This is a genomic window from Streptomyces sp. NPDC051561 (assembly GCF_044454195.1).
GTDB lineage: Bacteria > Actinomycetota > Actinomycetes > Streptomycetales > Streptomycetaceae > Streptomyces.
The window spans coordinates 463473-477460 of sequence record NZ_JBITDM010000002.1 but is presented as its reverse complement, the minus strand read 5'-3'; the positions used below and the strand labels follow the sequence as shown (position 1 = coordinate 477460).

The window sequence follows — 13988 nt, the reverse complement described above, 5'->3', positions numbered from 1 at the left end:
GGACCCTACTTGGCGCGGTCGAAGTCGATCGCGCTGTACGCGCGCAGCTTCGAGAGGCGGTGCGTGGAGTCGATCTGGCGGATGGTGCCCGACTTGGAGCGCATCACCAGGGACTGGGTGGTGGCGGTCGCCGAGCGGTAGCGGACGCCGCGCAGCAGCTCGCCGTCGGTGATGCCGGTGGCGACGAAGAACACGTTCTCGCCGCTGACCAGGTCATTGGTGTGCAGCACGCGGTCCAGGTCGTGACCGGCGTCCAGCGCGCGCTGCTTCTCGGCCTCGTCCTTGGGCCAGAGCTTGCCCTGGATCGTGCCGCCCAGGCACTTGATCGCACAGGCGCTGATGATGCCCTCGGGGGTGCCGCCGACGCCCATCAGCAGGTCGACGCCGGTGCCCTCGCGTACCGCCATGATCGAACCGGCGACGTCGCCGTCCGAGATGAACTTGATGCGCGCGCCGGTCTCCCGGATCTCCTTCACTATCCCCTCGTGCCGGGGACGGTCCAGGATCATCACCGTGACGTCTTCGGGGGTGGAGTTCTTCGCCTTGGCGACCCGGCGGATGTTGACCGAGACGGGGGCGTTGATGTCGACGAAGTCGGCGGCCTCGGGGCCGGTGACCAGCTTGTCCATGTAGAAGACGGCCGACGGGTCGAACATCGTCCCGCGGTCGGCGGCGGCCAGCACCGCGATCGCGTTGGGCATGCCCTTCGCGTTCAGCGTGGTGCCGTCGATCGGGTCGACCGCGATGTCGACCTCGGCGCCGGTGCCGTCGCCGATCCGCTCCCCGTTGAACAGCATCGGGGCTTCGTCCTTCTCGCCCTCGCCGATCACGACGATGCCGTTCATCGAGACGGTGGAGACCAGGGTGCGCATGGCGTTGACCGCCGCACCGTCCGCGCCGATCTTGTCGCCGCGGCCGACCCAGCGGCCGGCGGCCATGGCGGCGGCCTCGGTGACGCGGACCAGTTCGAGGGCCAGGTTGCGGTCGGGGGCCTCGGGGGCGACTTCGAGCGGCGACGGGAGCTGGTGCTCGGTCATCGGATGCGGACCTTTCTGTACGGCGACGGCTGTCTCTGTCCGGCTGCGGCGACGGCCGGGAATCCGGGACGTGATCCGGAGGTGGCCCGGGTGCGAATCCGGGTGCGATCCGGGTGTGCTCCGGGGTGAAGACGGTGTGGACGGTCCTGTGACTCTATCCGTACATCGACAAAATGAGCAGAGCGGGGCACGTATGAGCGGCATATCGGGCACGCCCCGGGCCGCCCGGGGGTTTGAATCGCGATGTCATGGGTTGTCGGGCGGGGGCTCCCTGCCGGGTGACCGGGGGCATGGGGGACGATGGAACACGTGGCAGCGAAGCGTGGCAATCAGAAGATCCGGGACATGGTGCTCTCGATGGCGGTCATCGGCGGCGTGGTCGCCGTCGTCTACACGGTGATCCCGCACGACGAGGACGCCGACCCCCTCCAGACGGTCGACTACCGCGTCGAGCTCAGCACGGCGCAGCGGTCCGCCCCGTACCCGGTGCTGGCCCCGCAGGGTCTGCCCAAGGACTGGCGCGCGACCTCGGTGACGTACCGGGGCCCCGACGGCAAGGCCTGGCACCTCGGGTTCCTCGACCCGCAGAAGGAGTACGTCGCGGTCGAGCAGTCCACCGCCGACCCGGCCAAGTACGTGCCCAAGATCACCATGAGCGCCAAGAACACCGGGCGGACCAAGCAGATCGGCGGAGCGTCCTGGCAGGTGTGGAAGGGCGAGAAGTACGACGCCCTGGTCCGCGCCGACAAGAACGCGACCACGGTCGTCCTGGGTACCGCCTCGGACGCGAACCTGGAGCTGATGGCGACGTCCCTCAAGCCGAAGCAGGGCTGAGGGGGCGGCCCTCGGGTTCTTCTTCGCGGGTACGCCGAAGGGGCCGCCGCACCGATCCGGTGCGGCGGCCCCTTCGGCGTACCCCTGGGGGTTACCGGGCTCAGACGGTCGTGATGACCTCGTCCAGCGACAGGCGCGGGGAGCGCGGGAACCAGGCGTCCTCGCCCGGCTTGCCGATGTTGACGATCATCAGCGGGGTGTGGTCGTCGTCCAGGAACTCCTTCTGGACACCGGCGAAGTCGAAGCCGGTCATCGGGCCCGCGGCCAGACCGGCGGCGCGGACGCCGACGATGAAGTAGCCGGCCTGGAGGGTGGCGTTGACCAGCGCGGCCTGCTCGCGGACCGGACGCTCCGAGAAGAACATGTCCTTGGCCTGCGGGAAGTGCGGCAGCAGGGCCGGGAGCTCGTCGTGGAACTCGTTGTCGGCGGAGAGGATCGCGACCAGCGGGGCTGCGGCGGTCTTGGGCTGGTTGCCCTCGGCCATGTGGGCCACCAGGCGCTCGCGGGCCTCGGGGGAGCGGACCAGCGTGATGCGCAGCGGCGACTGGTTGAACGCGGTCGGGCCGAACTTGACCAGGTCGTAGATCGCCTGGACCTGCTCCTCGGTCACCGGCTCGTCGGTGAACGTGTTGGCGGTGCGGGCCTCACGGAAGAGGAGGTCCTGGGCGGCGGGGTCAAGAACGAGGGACATGCGTGGTGCCTTCCAGAATGCGGTGGATCAAGCGATGACATCACCGTAGATCAGCATTAGGTTAAGTTTCAACTAATGCGTGATGATCGTGGCCGGGGTCACATCGGAGCCTCATGGGTGCCTCATCGGTGCGCCACCAGAAGGTCCCGCCGACCCCGGCGGGGACGGTACCGGCGCAACGCCGGCCGGCCGGCGGGCATTCCCGTCGGCCGCCCCCGGCTTCCGGCTCGCCCACCGGCCGCTCTGTCGACCCGTCTACCAGCCCGGCTCCGTGCCCGGTTTCGTCGTCGCGAGGGTGTACCTCTCCCAGATCCGCAGGGCGAGGTCGTTGCCGTTGTCCGCGCGGGGGCCGCCGACATTGCGCATCGACAGCAGTTGGGGCACGTCGGGCTTGGTGCGGAAGAGGGTGACGGCCGTCGACAGCTCGTGCGTCCGGCCGACGAACCACGCCGACTGGAGATAGTCGTCACTGCCGGTCCGGCCCGCGGCGACGGGGCCGAGCGAGTACCGCTCCTCGGGGGTCAGCGCCGTGCGGGACATCGCGGACCTGCCGATGTCGCGCAGGGTCTGCTGCACATCGGCGGCCACCTTCGGCTGGAGGGCGTGGCGCGGCTTCGGCTTCCCGAATCCGGGGAGTTCGCGGCCCTCCGTCTCGACCTTGGTCACCGAGTACGGCTCGAAGCTGTCGCCCCCGTTGCCGAAGGTCCCGTACGCGGACGCCATCCGGATCGCACTGGGAGTGGAGGTGCCCCGGGGGAAGTCCTTGGCCTCGGGGTGCGGCATGCTCGCCTCGTGCAGACCGGCCGCGACCGCCGTGGCCTTGACCGTCTGCGGGCCGACGTCCTTGCTGAGCCGGGTGAAGGTGACCCTGCCACCGCCCTCGGCCAGCACCTCGCGCAGGCTGGTGCGGTCCGCGCGGGCGACCGCCGCGGCCTGCGGTCCCAGCAGTCGCATCTCGGCCGGCAGCATCGGATCGTCCGGGTTACGGATGCCGGAACGGTCGTAGAAACTGTTCGAGCTGACGAACCGGTTGTCGGAGGTGCCGTGTTCGAGGGCCGCCGCCAGCACGAACGGCTTGAACGCCGACCCCGCCGGAACCCCTGCCGTGTCCGCGTTGTTGCTGAACCGCCGGACCGCGTCCTCGCCGCCGTACGCGGCGACCAGCGCCCCGTCGGAGGGCCGCACCGTGGCCGCCCCCACCTCGACGTGCTGGTCCTCCTTGCGCTTCTTCGGGTCGAGCCCCTTCGCCCGGGCCCGCTTCACCGACTCCTCCAGCTCCCGCACCTTGCCCTTCTCGAAGGTGGTCCGGATGCGGTAGCCCCCGCGCGCGAGGTCCTTTCCGGTCAGCCCGGACGCCTTCTTGATGTGCTTGTTGGCGATGTCGACCAGATAGCCGGTCTGGCCGCCGAGGCTGGTCGGACGGGTCTCCTTCTGCGGCTCGGGGAAGATCTTGTACGAGTCCCGCTGCGCCTGCGGCATCTTCCCCAGCTGCACCTGCCGGTCCAGGATCCACGCCCAACGCTGCACGGCACGCTGGTGGTTGGCGTCACTGCCCGCCGGGTCGTACTCCTCCGCACCCTTGAGCAGCGCGGCAAGCATGGCCGCCTGGCTCGGATCGAGGTCCTTCGCCGGAATCCCGTAGTAGACACGGGCCGCCGCCTGGATCCCGTACGCGTTGCGCCCGAAGTAACTCGTATTCAGATACCCCTGGAGAATCTCACCCTTTTCCTTCTCCCTGCTCACCTTCAGCGCGATGAAGAATTCCTTGGCCTTGCGGGTGAGCGTCTGCTCCTGCGTGAGATAGGTGTTCTTCACATACTGCTGGGTGATGGTGGAACCGCCCTGCACCTCACCACCCGCGAAGGCCGACTTGAGGGCCCGGCCCAGCCCGGAGAACGAGATCCCCAGGTCCTCGTAGAACGTGTCGTTCTCGGCGGCGACCACCGCCTGTTCCACCGAATCGGGTATCTCGGAAAGGGAGATGTCACGCCGGTGGACCGACCCGACGCTCACCATATGGCTGCCGTCCGCCCACAGATAGTCCGTCGACTGCTTCCGCGCCTGCGCGTTCTCCAACGGAATGTCCACGCTCACATAACCGAAGACGAAGACCCCCACCAGCAGCGCGAATCCACCCCCGAACCCACCCAGCACCATCCGCCGTGTCGGCACCCACCTACGCCAACCCACCCTCGCCGGCCGCGACTTCGCCCCCTTCCTCCGGCGCCCCACCACCACCCGTCTCCGCCCCCGCCCGCCCTTCTCCCGGCCCGCGCCGACCCTCTTGCGACGTGGGGACTCGGCGCCGTGTGCGCGTGTGTGGGTGGGGGAAACCATGCTCCGGCAACTCCTCGGTCACGGCCCGCGGCGTTCTGACGCGGATATATGGAATGAGGGGTTCGACGGGGCGGAGGTTGTCTCTGCCGGGGCTCTAATCCCGGCCGTTCACCAGGCCCGACTCCCAGGCCCAGGCGGCGATCTCGACGCGGTTGCGGGCGGCGAGTTTGCTCTGGACGTTACCGAGGTGGGTTTTCACGGTGCCGACCGAGATGGTGAGTTCGGTGGCGATCTCGGCGTTGGTCAGGCCTCGGGCCACCAGGCGGACGAGGCTCGTCTCGCGGGCGGAGAGGGCGGTGTGCGGCTCGTGGGTGGTGGGGGTGGTGGGGCGGAGGCGGCGCAGCAGCCGGACGGTGATGGCGGGGCTGACCAGGGCCTCGCCGGAGTAGGCGGCTCTGATGGCTTCGACGAGGAGGGCGGGGCCCGAGTCCTTGAGCAGGAAGCCGGACGCGCCGTCGGCCAGGGCGCGTTGGACGTACTCGTCGTCGTCGAAGGTGGTGACCACGACGACCTTCGGCGGGTTCACGGTGCCGGGGCGGGTCAGTCTGCGCAACGCCTCCAGTCCGTCCATGCGGGGCATCCGGATGTCCATCAGGACGACGTCGGGCCGGTGGCGCTCGGCGAGTTCCACGGCGTGCACCCCGTCCGTGGCCTCGCCGACGACCTCGATGTCGTCCTCGGCGGCGAGGATCATCGCGAACCCGGCGCGGACCATGGCCTGGTCGTCGGCGAGGAGTACTCGGATCGTCATGGGGTGGTCACTCCTGTTGGGGTCACATCTGTTGTGGTCACTCCTGTTGTGGGCAGTGCCTGTTGTGTTGTGGGGAGTGCCTGTTGTGTTGTGGGCAGGGCCTGTTGTGGGACGTGAGGGACGGTCATCGCGCGGCCACCCCCGCCGGGGCCACCGGCAGCGACGCCTCGACGCCCCAGCCGCCCCCGGTCGTCGGGCCCGCCTGGATGGTGCCGCCGATCAGGTCCACCCGCTCGGCCAGGCCCTTCAGCCCGAAGCCCCCGGAACCACCGATTCCGGAGGCGTGACGGGACCGTCCGTCGTCGCTGACCCGGACGGTCAGCCGCTCGCCCGAGCGCTCCACCCGGACCCGTACCTCGGTGCAGCCCTGGGCGTGCTTGCGTACGTTGGTGAGGGCTTCCATCACCACCCGGTGTGCGGTGGTGGTCACCTCCACCGGTAGATCGTCGAAGGTTCCCTCCAGGGCGAGGTGCGCCCGGGCACCGCCGACGGCCGAGAACTCCTCGACGAGGGCGCGCAGTTCGCCGATGCCCGCCAGCGGGGTCAGCGCCAGTTCACCGTCGGCGGCGCGCAGCATCCCCACCATGTGCCGCATCGAGGTCAGTGCCTCCGAGCCGGCCTGTTCGATCCGCCGCAGCGCGGGAGGCACCAGTTCCGGCCGCCGGTCCGCGACCGCCTGGGCGCCCTGTGCCTGGACCACGATGCCGGTGACATGGTGGGCGACGAAGTCGTGCAGGTCCCGGGCGAACTCCGCGCGCTGCTCCAGCTTGAGAGCCGCCGCCTGCCGCCGCCGGTCCTGCCGGAGCAGCCGTATGCCCAGGCCGATACCCAGTGCTGTGACAGCTCCCAGGGCGTACAGCAGCGACACGATGAGCGTCGACTGCTTCGCGTTGACCGACACCGGCCGCAGCACGATCGCCGTGCACAGCAGGAGGGCGGCCGGTGCCGCCCACGACGGCTTTCCGCGCCGGGCGGTCTCCAGCAGGAGCCACCCGAGGCAGGCCGGCTCGGCGAATCCCAGCGCCATTGAGCCGACCGACATCCGGAAGTGCAGCAGGACCGAGATGCACAGCGACACGAGGGCGAGGACACCGGCGGCCCTCGGCAGCGCCCGGCTGCCCAGCCGGGGCGAGAGGACGACGAGTGCGACGGCGGGCGCGACGCCGGCCACCTTGGCCACGATGAGGCCCTCGCCGTCGGCCCAGTAGAGGCCACCCGTCCAGTCGAGCAGGACGAGAGCGAGCGGCCCGCCGACCAGCAGCAGCCAGGCGATGGGGGGCAGTGGGCGCGTGCGGTCCCTGTGCTTCGCGGCTGTGCGGGTGGCCGCGTCCCCTGCGGCCACTGCGGGTGCGGCTGCGTCCCCTGCGGCCACTGCGGGTGCGGCTGCGTCCCCTGCGGGTGCGGCGTCCTCCGCCGCCGTGGATCTGGCCGTGCTCCCCGCCGCTGTGGAGCTGGCCGTGCCTCCAGCCGCCGAGGGTGTGGCCGTGGCCTCCGCCGCCGAGGGTCTGGTCGTGCCCTCAGCCGCCGTGGGTGTGGCCGCCGAGTGCGTTGCCCGGGTCATCCCGCTCACCGTCCCTCCTGCCGACCGGCCGAAAGTCGTAGCCGGCCGCGCATGATCCGTCTTTCTCCCGATCCGCCGTGCGACACGGCTGGGAAGAGTGGTGTCCACCGGGCGGCACCCGCCTCCCACCACACAGGTTTCACCCCACAGGGAGCATGTCATGACCACGGTCCGGCCCCCCTCGGCGTCCCCCATGGGCCATTCACCCACGCAGCACGGAACCGGGACGGGCTACGCACACCCCGGCGGCGAGTCGGCCGTCGAAGCCCGTGGGCTCGGCAAGCAGTACCGGCGCGGCTGGGCCCTCAGGGACGTCTCCTTCCGGCTGCCGGCCGGCCGGGTGTGCGGCCTGGTCGGCCCCAACGGCGCCGGCAAGAGCACGCTGATGAGCCTCGCCACGTACATGATCCGGCCGACGACGGGCTCCCTGCGGGTGTTCGGCGCGGAACCGGGGACGCGGGAGGCGGTGCTGCGCACGGCGTTCCTGACCCAGGAGAAGCCGCTGTTCCGGCGCTTCACCGTGGCCGAGACGCTGCGGCTGGGCCGTGAGCTCAACCCCCGCTGGGACCAGGGGATCGCGGAGGGCATCGTCCGCGCGGGCCAGGTGCCGATGGAAGCGAAGATCGGCACCCTGTCCGGCGGGCAGCGCACCCGGGTCGCCTTCGCCCTGGCCTTCGGCAAGCGCCCCGACCTGCTCATCCTCGACGAGCCGATGTCCGACCTGGACCCGCTGGTCCGCCGCGAACTGATGGCGACCCTGATCACGGAGGCCGCCCAGCACGGCACCACGGTGCTGGTCTCCTCCCACATGCTCGCCGAGCTTCAGTACATCTGCGACTACCTCCTCGTGATCGCGAACGGAGGCCTGCGCCTCGCGGGCGAGGTCAGCGAACTCCGCGCCGCCCACGCCCTGTTCACCGCCCCGGCCAACAGCTCGCCCGCCGCCCTCGCGCCGCACACGGTCATCGGATCCCGTGACTCCCGCCCTGGCGAAGGGCGTCCTGGCGAAGGCCGTCCCGGCGTCCTGGCACGCCTCGGCGGACCGGTCGAGTACGGCACCCAGGCCGAACCGCCCACCCTGGAGGAACTGCTGCTCGCCTATCTGGAAGCCCCCGACGCACCCCCGCTGATCGCCCCCAGCGCCCGCGTCGGCGACATCCACGACATCCTCACCCACGACCGGCAGAAGGCTGTGACCGCATGACCACGCACCTCCGCGACCAGGGCAATCAGGCCGAGCAGGCCGAGGAGGCCCAGCGAGCCCACCAGCCTCAGCAGACCAATCAGACCCACGAGATCTATGAGCCCCACCAAACCCACCAGCCCCCTGCCGGGCACCCGAGCGGCGGACCGAATCCCCCGAAGTCCGGCCCCCTCCGCCTCGGCGGAACGGCCTGGCTGGTCTGGCGCCAGCACCGCGCCGCGTTCTGGACCCTCATCGCCCTCACCCTCATCGGGGTGGCCGCCATGGTCTTCCTGCGCGACCGGATGACGGACTACCTGGACTCGCTCCCCCAGGGGTCCGGCGGCCTGCCCGCCGAGTTCGAGACCTACCTCGACCGGCTGACCCAGGCCGGGGACTTCCTCGGTTACGCCCCGATCCTGGTCGGCGTCTTCCTCGGCGCCCCACTCGTCGCGGGCGACCTGGAGACCGGCACCGCCAAGCTGGTGACCGCGCAGTCGGTCAGCCGACTGCGCTGGCTCACCATGAAGTTCGCTCTGCCCGCCGCGCTGATCGCCCTGTGCACCGGCCTGCTCGGCATCGTGTTCCGCTGGTGGTGGACCCCGGTCAGGGGGCGCACCGACGTCCTGGAGTGGACCAGCGCCGCCATCTTCAACGTCACCGGGATCATGCCGGTCGCCTACGCCCTGCTCACCTTCACCGTCGGTGTCACCGTCGGCGTACTGCTGCGCCGCACACTGGTGTCGATGGTGGTCACTCTCGGCATCATCGGAGCCATCAGCCTGCTCTGGGGACGCTTCAAGCTGGACCTGGGCCACCTCGTGACCGCCACCACCCACCACGGAGCCGGCCCCGATTCCGCCCTCCCGAAGCTGCCCGCCGAGGCCATCCAACAGGGCCAGGGCACCTCCTTCCTCACCAGCTCCGGCGAGCGCCTGGACTGGCTCACCTGCACCGACAAACTGGACAACGCTCAGGCCCACGCCGCCTGCCTGGACTCCCACCACATCGTCGGCCGGGCCATCGACTACCTCCCGGTCTCCCAGATGCCCACCATGCAGTGGCTCGGCGCGGGCATCATGTTCACCCTCACCGTCGCCCTCGTCGCCTTCCTCGTCCCATGGACCCGCAAGCGCCTCCTGTGACCCACGAGCAACGTCCGCACAGCACGAGGGGCCGACTCCCGAAGGAGCCGGCCCCTCGCCGACTGCGAGCCCGCAGGCGCGCAACCACTCACATAGGGATCCAGCCAGGTTCCAGCCGCCGGAAAGGGCGTGTCGTGGCGATCGGCCGACCACGCTTGATCCGGAGGAGGGCCGGCACGGGTTCCTGGCGTGCTGCCGTACTCAGTAGTGGTATCGAGCCGCCAGGATCACCATCTCCTGGTCCGTGACCAAGTAGACACTGGCTCATCGATCAGCACCGTCCAGCCGGAATCCAGCGTACGTTTCCCGAACGGCGCCAAGTCGCAGCCCCCATAGTGCCCTGACCTGCGGGAATCCATCCGGTCATCTCGCGAATCGCACCCTTGAACATTCCGCAGGAATTCCACCGCACCGGAACGCGAAAGACCCCCTGAACCGCGAAGACGCAGATCAGGGGGCCACTGTTCGAAAACCTCAGACGTTGAAGCGGAACTCCACCACGTCGCCGTCCTGCATGACGTATTCCTTGCCCTCCATGCGGGCCTTGCCCTTGGCGCGGGCTTCGGCGACGGACCCGGTTTCGACCAGGTCGGCGAAGGAGATGACCTCGGCCTTGATGAAGCCCTTCTGGAAGTCGGTGTGGATGACACCGGCGGCCTCGGGGGCGGTGGCGCCCTTGGGGATGGTCCAGGCGCGGGTCTCCTTGGGGCCTGCCGTGAGGTAGGTCTGGAGGCCGAGGATGTCGAAGCCGACGCGGCCGAGGGTGGCCAGGCCGGGCTCTTCCTGGCCCATCGACTGGAGGAGTTCGAGGGCCTCGTCGTCGTCGAGTTCGATGAGCTCGGACTCGATCTTGGCGTTGAGGAAGATGGCCTCGGCGGGGGCGACGATCGCGCGCTGCTCGTTCTTGAAGTCTTCGTCGACCAGCTCGTCCTCGTCGACGTTGAAGACGTAGAGGAACGGCTTCGTGGTGAGGAGGTGCAGCTCGTGGAGCAGGTCGCCGGTCTCGGTGCCCTTGGTGATGCCGGCGGAGAAGAGGGTCTCGCCGGATTCCAGGATCTTCTGGGCCTTCTCGACGGCGGCGAGGACCAGGATCTTCTCCTTCTGGAGGCGGGACTCCTTGGTCAGGCGCGGGACGGCCTTCTCGACGGACTGGAGGTCGGCGAGGATCAGCTCGGTGTTGATCGTCTCGATGTCGTCCTTGGGGGACACCTTGCCGTCGACGTGGACGACGTTCTCGTCCTTGAAGGCGCGGATGACCTGGCAGATCGCGTCGGACTCACGGATGTTCGCGAGGAACTTGTTGCCGAGGCCCTCGCCCTCCGAGGCGCCGCGGACGATCCCGGCGATGTCGACGAAGTCGACCGTGGCGGGGAGGATCTTCTGGGAGTTGAAGATGCCCGCGAGGACGGCCAGGCGGGGGTCCGGGACGCCCACGACGCCGACGTTCGGCTCGATGGTGGCGAACGGGTAGTTGGCCGCCAGCACGTCGTTCTTGGTCAGGGCGTTGAACAGGGTCGACTTGCCGACATTCGGCAGACCGACGATTCCGATCGTGAGCGACACGTTGGCGACTTCCCGTAGCGGAGAGGGGGTGGCACCGGCCCGGAGTGGGCCGACCGATCCCCCAGTTTACGGGCGGTGCGTGAGGGTGTCGTACGGGGCGGGACGTGGTGCTTTGGACCCGCTTTCACGCCTGCGGCGCCCGTTCCGCTCCCGTACGCCCTCGAACTCAAGCCCAAGCTCGTCCAAAGGGCGTGTCCAAGCCCGGAATCCGTCAGTCCGGCGACCTACGTTGGTCCGGTGGAGCAACCCAGGACCCGTCCCCGCCCCCCTCAGCGCCGGCCGCACCACATCGCCGCGCAGGGGGTCACCGCCGAGACCTCGACCGTCTACCGGGGGAGCGTACGGCCCGCGCGGCCGGTGGCGCCGGTGGTGCTCGCACTGCGGCGGCTGCCCAATCCCCGGCTGACCGGGCTCGGCGGCGGGCTGTTCGCCTCGCTGAGCATGGTGGTGCTGGCGCTGCTCGACCGGCTGCTGTTCGACGGGTCGCCAGTGGTGTACGGCGTGCTGTTCCTGCCGGTCAGCGTGCTGACCGCGCTGTGGGTGCGGCCCGCCGACCTGGTGACCGCACCGGTCAGCCTGCCGATCGCCTTCGTCTGCGGACTGGTGCCCATCGCGGGCGGCAGCGACGGGGTGGGCAGCCGGTTCATGGCCGTGGTGACCGCGCTGGCCGTGCATGCGGGGTGGTTGTACGGGGGCACGCTCGGCGCCGGACTGATCGTGGGCGTACGGAAGATCCGGCTGGTGGGACAGCGCAGGCGCGCCCGTGCGCACGCCCCGGCCGCTGTGGCACCGGCGGCCGCCGAGGTGCCCGCGGTGGCCGCGGCCGGGTCCCGCCCGCAGGCCGCCCCCGGCGACGTACGGACACGCCCCAAGCCTGCCGCCGTACGCCGTCAGCGGCCGCGCAGCGAGTAAGCGAACGGGCGGCGGCAGCGAGTAAGCGAACGGGCGGCGGAAGGCGCGCAGGCGAACAGGCGCGCAAGGGCCTTCTCGGTGCCGCCGGCGCTACCTCTTCGCCGCGGCCATCGCCGCTCCGACGATCCCCGCGTTGTTCTGCAGCTGGGCCGGGACGATCTCGGCCCGGATGCCCTCGATGAGGGGGAGGAACTTGTCGGCCTTGCGGCTGACCCCGCCGCCGATGATGAAGAGGGAGGGGGAGAAGAGCATCTCGACGTGGGCCAGGTACTTGGTGACGCGCTTGGCCCAGTGCTCCCAGGACAGGTCCTCGTCCTCCTTGGCCTTGGTCGACGCGTGCTTCTCCGCGTCGTGGCCGTGCAGCTCCAGATGGCCCAGCTCGGTGTTGGGGACCAGCTTGCCGTCGAGGAAGAGGGCGCTGCCGATGCCGGTGCCGAAGGTGAGCAGGAAGACGGTGCCCTTGCGGTTCGCGCCCGCGCCGAAGGTCATTTCGGCGACGCCCGCGGCGTCCGCGTCGTTCAGCACGGTGACCGGCAGGCCGAGGCGCTTGCCGAGCAGGTCCCGGGCGTCCAGGTCCACCCAGCCCTTGTCGACATTGGCCGCCGTGCGTGTGATGCCGTCCGTGACGACGCCGGGGAAGGTGATGCCGACCGGGCCCGACCAGCCGAAGTGATCGACGACCTCCTTGACGCCGTCGATCACGCTGTCCGGCGTGGCCGGGTGCGGGGTCAGCACCTTGTGCCGCGGCTCGGCCAGGTCGCCCCGCTCCAGATCCACGGGAGCGCCCTTGATGCCGGAACCGCCGATGTCCACTCCGAAGACGTTCATGGATCCACGGTACGACGGACCACTGACAGTCACCGGAGGGGTACGGAAGAAGGACCTCTCAACGACTACTTGCTGCCGAGCGCGGCAGCCTCCTGGCGCAGGTCGCGGCGGAGCTCCTTCGGCAGCGAGAAGGTGATCGACTCGTCGGCCGTCTTCACCGTCTCCACGTCGCCGTAACCGCGCTCGGAGAGGTACTCCAGTACGCCGTCGACCAGCACGTCAGGCACCGAGGCGCCCGAGGTCAGGCCGACCGTCGTCACACCCTCCAGCCACGCCTCGTCGATCTCGTCGGCGAAGTCCACCAGGTGCGCGGCGGGGGCGCCGGCGTCCAGGGCGACCTCGACCATGCGGATCGAGTTCGAGGAGTTCTTGGAGCCCACCACGATGACCAGCTCGGCGTCCTCGGCCAGCTTCTTCACCGCGATCTGGCGGTTCTGGGTGGCGTAGCAGATGTCGTCGCTGGGCGGCGAGAGGAGGTTGGGGAACTTGGACTTGAGGGCGTCGACCGTCTCCATCGTCTCGTCGACCGAGAGGGTGGTCTGGGAGAGCCAGACGACCTTCGACTCGTCGCGGACGGTGACGTTGGCGACGTCCTCGGGGCCGTCGACCAGGGTGATGTGGTCGGGGGCCTCGCCGGAGGTGCCGATGACCTCCTCGTGGCCCTCGTGGCCGATCAGCAGGATGTCGTAGTCGTCCTTCGCGTACCGGACGGCTTCCTTGTGCACCTTGGTGACCAGCGGGCAGGTCGCGTCGATCGTCGCGAGCTTCCGCTCGGCGGCCTCGGCGTGCACGGTCGGGGCGACGCCGTGCGCGGAGAACATCACGATGGAGCCCTCGGGGACCTCCGCCGTCTGCTCGACGAAGATCGCACCCTTCTTCTCCAGGGTCTGGACGACGTACTTGTTGTGGACGATCTCGTGCCGGACGTAGATCGGCGCACCGTACTGCTCAAGGGCCTTCTCAACAGCGATGACGGCGCGGTCCACGCCCGCGCAGTAGCCGCGGGGAGCGGCAAGCAGCACACGCTTGGCAGACGGGCGGGCAGGCGTAGAAGTCATGCCTCCCATCGTAAGGCCGTGCCCGACAGGCCAAAGATCAGCCAGGGGGCAAGACTGAGCGGGTAGCCGACAAACGTGCGGAGGAAAG

At 69.8% G+C, this 13988-nt stretch carries 12 protein-coding genes; 4 read left to right on the top strand and 8 right to left on the bottom strand.

Annotation, left to right across the window (positions count from 1 at the left end; translation table 11 throughout):
• Positions 1-5: 5 nt before the first annotated feature.
• Positions 6-1037, bottom strand: a complete 1032-nt coding sequence (gene glpX, locus ACIA73_RS06465) for a class II fructose-bisphosphatase (protein WP_399437146.1) — start codon at positions 1035-1037, stop codon at positions 6-8.
• Positions 1038-1337: 300 nt separating this feature from the next.
• Between glpX and ACIA73_RS06460 the strand changes: the two genes are divergently transcribed.
• Positions 1338-1871 (top strand): DUF4245 domain-containing protein, encoded by a 534-nt coding sequence (locus tag ACIA73_RS06460; RefSeq protein WP_399437145.1) that lies wholly within the window; start codon positions 1338-1340, stop codon positions 1869-1871.
• Between the two features lie 100 nt (positions 1872-1971).
• Here ACIA73_RS06460 and ACIA73_RS06455 read toward each other — a convergent pair whose 3' ends face one another.
• From ACIA73_RS06455 to ACIA73_RS06440, 4 genes are all read right to left on the bottom strand, one after another.
• Entirely contained in the window at positions 1972-2562 is a 591-nt protein-coding gene (locus tag ACIA73_RS06455; RefSeq protein ID WP_399437144.1) for a malonic semialdehyde reductase, read from the bottom strand.
• 255 nt (positions 2563-2817) lie between these two features.
• Positions 2818-4734, bottom strand: a complete 1917-nt coding sequence (locus tag ACIA73_RS06450) for a transglycosylase domain-containing protein (RefSeq protein ID WP_399437143.1) — start codon at positions 4732-4734, stop codon at positions 2818-2820.
• 259 nt (positions 4735-4993) lie between these two features.
• Positions 4994-5650: a response regulator gene (locus ACIA73_RS06445; RefSeq protein WP_399437142.1), complete on the bottom strand. Its 657-nt coding sequence runs from the start codon at positions 5648-5650 to the stop codon at positions 4994-4996.
• A gap of 124 nt (positions 5651-5774) precedes the next feature.
• The gene (locus tag ACIA73_RS06440) at positions 5775-7211 is read right to left on the bottom strand and encodes a histidine kinase (RefSeq protein ID WP_399437141.1); all 1437 of its coding nucleotides are present in this window, start codon (positions 7209-7211) and stop codon (positions 5775-5777) included.
• Between the two features lie 193 nt (positions 7212-7404).
• Here ACIA73_RS06440 and ACIA73_RS06435 point away from each other — a divergent pair, with 193 nt between their 5' ends.
• A complete protein-coding gene (locus tag ACIA73_RS06435) occupies positions 7405-8415 on the top strand; it encodes an ABC transporter ATP-binding protein (RefSeq protein WP_399437470.1) in 1011 nt (336 codons plus the stop codon).
• On the top strand, positions 8412-9539 hold the full coding sequence (locus ACIA73_RS06430) for an ABC transporter permease (RefSeq protein WP_399437140.1): 1128 nt from the start codon (positions 8412-8414) through the stop codon (positions 9537-9539). The genes ACIA73_RS06435 and ACIA73_RS06430 overlap by 4 nt, the downstream gene beginning before the upstream one ends.
• Before the next feature lie 474 nt (positions 9540-10013).
• On the opposite strand, the gene ychF is transcribed toward ACIA73_RS06430, so the two are convergent.
• Positions 10014-11102, bottom strand: coding sequence for a redox-regulated ATPase YchF (gene ychF, locus ACIA73_RS06425; protein ID WP_399437139.1), 1089 nt, complete (start codon positions 11100-11102; stop codon positions 10014-10016).
• A 237-nt stretch (positions 11103-11339) separates the two neighbouring features.
• Here ychF and ACIA73_RS06420 point away from each other — a divergent pair, with 237 nt between their 5' ends.
• Complete coding sequence (locus ACIA73_RS06420; RefSeq protein WP_399437138.1) at positions 11340-12014, top strand: DUF6542 domain-containing protein; 675 nt, start codon at positions 11340-11342, stop codon at positions 12012-12014.
• Positions 12015-12104: 90 nt separating this feature from the next.
• Here ACIA73_RS06420 and ppgK read toward each other — a convergent pair whose 3' ends face one another.
• Together ppgK and ACIA73_RS06410 are read right to left on the bottom strand one after the other, a co-directional pair.
• On the bottom strand, positions 12105-12842 hold the full coding sequence (ppgK, locus tag ACIA73_RS06415) for a polyphosphate--glucose phosphotransferase (protein ID WP_399437137.1): 738 nt from the start codon (positions 12840-12842) through the stop codon (positions 12105-12107).
• A gap of 65 nt (positions 12843-12907) precedes the next feature.
• A complete protein-coding gene (locus ACIA73_RS06410) occupies positions 12908-13909 on the bottom strand; it encodes a 4-hydroxy-3-methylbut-2-enyl diphosphate reductase (RefSeq protein WP_399437136.1) in 1002 nt (333 codons plus the stop codon).
• Positions 13910-13988 lie beyond the last annotated feature (79 nt).

What these genes read in the sequence shown, in the direction of transcription:
- ACIA73_RS06410 (WP_399437136.1), bottom strand. Translation starts at nt 13,909, where the DNA reads ATGGGAGGCATGACTTCTACGCCTGCCCGCCCGTCTGCCAAGCGTGTG.
- ACIA73_RS06435 (WP_399437470.1), top strand. Translation starts at nt 7,405, where the DNA reads ATGGGCCATTCACCCACGCAGCACGGAACCGGGACGGGCTACGCACAC.
- ACIA73_RS06430 (WP_399437140.1), top strand. Translation starts at nt 8,412, where the DNA reads ATGACCACGCACCTCCGCGACCAGGGCAATCAGGCCGAGCAGGCCGAG.
- ACIA73_RS06445 (WP_399437142.1), bottom strand. Translation starts at nt 5,650, where the DNA reads ATGACGATCCGAGTACTCCTCGCCGACGACCAGGCCATGGTCCGCGCC.
- ACIA73_RS06455 (WP_399437144.1), bottom strand. Translation starts at nt 2,562, where the DNA reads ATGTCCCTCGTTCTTGACCCCGCCGCCCAGGACCTCCTCTTCCGTGAG.
- ACIA73_RS06440 (WP_399437141.1), bottom strand. Translation starts at nt 7,211, where the DNA reads ATGACCCGGGCAACGCACTCGGCGGCCACACCCACGGCGGCTGAGGGC.
- glpX (WP_399437146.1), bottom strand. Translation starts at nt 1,037, where the DNA reads ATGACCGAGCACCAGCTCCCGTCGCCGCTCGAAGTCGCCCCCGAGGCC.
- ppgK (WP_399437137.1), bottom strand. Translation starts at nt 12,842, where the DNA reads ATGAACGTCTTCGGAGTGGACATCGGCGGTTCCGGCATCAAGGGCGCT.
- ACIA73_RS06460 (WP_399437145.1), top strand. Translation starts at nt 1,338, where the DNA reads ATGGAACACGTGGCAGCGAAGCGTGGCAATCAGAAGATCCGGGACATG.